Source organism: Cohnella hongkongensis (assembly GCF_042654645.1).
Classification (GTDB): domain Bacteria; phylum Bacillota; class Bacilli; order Paenibacillales; family Paenibacillaceae; genus Cohnella; species Cohnella hongkongensis.
This window is the reverse complement of the sequence record NZ_JBHSEP010000043.1, coordinates 1-2,102: the sequence shown is the minus strand read 5'-3', so window position 1 is coordinate 2,102 and position 2,102 is coordinate 1. Positions and strand designations below refer to the sequence as shown.

The following is a 2,102-nucleotide window of genomic DNA, read 5'->3' as shown; positions in this document are numbered from 1 at the left end:
TGTGTACGGTAAAATAAAAATACCCAAAATGATCAAACGGATTTCCCCAAAAAAATCGTGCAAAATTCCCCACTTTGATCGTGGGGAAATCGACCGAATCTAGCAACTCCGCTACCCTATACGTAGATGATGACGAAGGGCAGCGGAGGATGGGGAGATGCTGAAGTTGAGCCAGATCGAAACGATTAAAGAGATGCAGCGTAAGGGGCTTGGACCTAGTGCGATTGCAGATCGACTGCAGATCGATCGAAAGACGGTGCGAAAGTATATGGCGTCTGAGACGTTCGAAGAAGTGAAGCCGAAGGCGGTAGTGACGCTTCCTTCCAAACTGGATCCGTACAAACCGCTGATTCAAAGCTGGCTGGAAGAGGATCGAAAAAATCGGTACAAGCAGCGGCACACAGCACAGCGAATTCACAACCGGCTGGTTGAAGAATGCCCGGAGTATGACGCTTCCTATCCGCTCGTTCAGCGATACGTGCGAGGGCTCCGCGAAGCGCGGTTTCAAGAGGGAACGCTGGAGTTGGAGTGGCGGCCGGGCGAAATGCAGGTGGACTTTGGCGAAGCGGACTACTTCGACGCAACTGGCGAAAAGAGAACCTGCAAGTTTTTATGCGCCACCTTCCCGTATAGCAATGCCGGATTTACCCAGCTGTTTGGCGGGGAGACCGCTGAATGCGTCACACAAGGTCTGCGGGATATCTTCCACCGGATTGGAGGCGTACCTGGACGGCTCATCTTTGACAATGCGAGCGGTGTCGGACGACGTGTGAGCGATAACGTCCAGATGGCGGAACTGTTTCTGCGATTCAAGGCGCATTACGGCTTTGACGTCACATTCTGCAATCCCTATGCTGGCCACGAAAAGGGGAACGTCGAGAACAAAGTCGGCTATTTCCGGCGCAATCTGTTTGTGCCTCTGCCGACCGTAACGGACGTACAAGCCTTTAATGAAGTACTTCTTGTGCGTTGCGAAGCAGACTGGCATCGCGAACACTACAAGAAAGGCGTCTCCATTCATGTGCTGTTTGAAGACGACCGTAAAGCGTTGACGTACCTTCCCCGGCATCCGTTTGCGGCGTGCCGCTATGCGCGTGTGAAAGCCGACGGATACGGCAAGTTCTCCATCGACGGCAAGCATTTCTATTCCTCGTCACCAGAATGGGCCGGTAAGGAAATCGTCGTGCGGATTGGCGCCCATACGATTGAGCCGCTTCATCCTGACGGTGAACCGATTACCATTCACCAGCGTCTGTTCGGCAAACAGCGTACAGACAGCGTGGACGTACGTACGACGCTCAGCCGCCTGCTGCATAATCCCGGTGCCTGGCGCAACAGCCAACTGCGCGGCATCCTGTCCGATCCGCTTCGCGATGGCTTGGACGGGCTCGAACGCGCCCAACTCAAAGAGACGCTGGCGACGATGTCGCAGCTGTCCGAACGCTATGGCTTTGAGACGGCGCTGCAGGCGATGGAAGAAGCAACGAGGCTCGGCCGGCTCACGAGCGCAAGCTGCGTCGTGCTGGCTGCAAGGCTCTCGACGTTCGAGCCGGAGGAGAGTCCGAATGTGGACCTAAGCGTATACGACCGCATGCTGGAGCCTGTGGGAGGTGCGCGGTCATGAGCGTGGTCCGTGAGCGAGAGGCGCTGCGAGCCGAGATCTCGGCGTATTGCAAGAAGTTGGTTCTCAGCCAGCGTGCCGTGCAGTTATGCGAAAGCGAAGCGACACCGAAGCAGGAGGAGTTTCTGCACCGTGTACTAACCGAGGAGTTGGAGAACCGCGAACGCAGCCGCCGCGCCAGACTGCTTAGCCGAGCTGGATTTCCGGTGTATAAGACGCTGGAGGGATACGAACGCCATGGCGTCAAGTTCCCCAGTTCCTTGCAATGGAGCGATCTGACGGAGGGCACGTTTATAGAGGGGCGACGTAATTTGGTGCTCTACGGCCCCGTTGGGACGGGCAAAACTCATCTTGCGATTGCCGCCGGCCTGCGCGCCTGCGAGCTGGGCATGACGGTAAAGTTCTATACGGTTGCGGAACTCGTGATGCGATTGGGCGAGGCCAAACGTGCCGGCACGCTCGAGCGGCTGCTTGGCGAGAT

The 2,102-nt window shown here is 56.5% G+C and carries 2 protein-coding genes; both read left to right on the top strand.

Features of this window, described 5'->3' with window-relative positions:
* Nucleotides 1–157 precede the first annotated feature (157 nt).
* Nucleotides 158–1,624 carry an IS21 family transposase gene (gene istA, locus ACFO3S_RS27835; protein WP_378103026.1) on the top strand — a complete coding sequence of 489 codons (1,467 nt, stop codon included), beginning with the start codon at nt 158–160 and terminating at the stop codon, nt 1,622–1,624.
* Nucleotides 1,621–2,102 (top strand): ATP-binding protein (locus ACFO3S_RS27830; protein ID WP_378103024.1); only part of this gene is annotated, 482 nt, incomplete at its 3' end. The genes istA and ACFO3S_RS27830, both read left to right, overlap by 4 nt.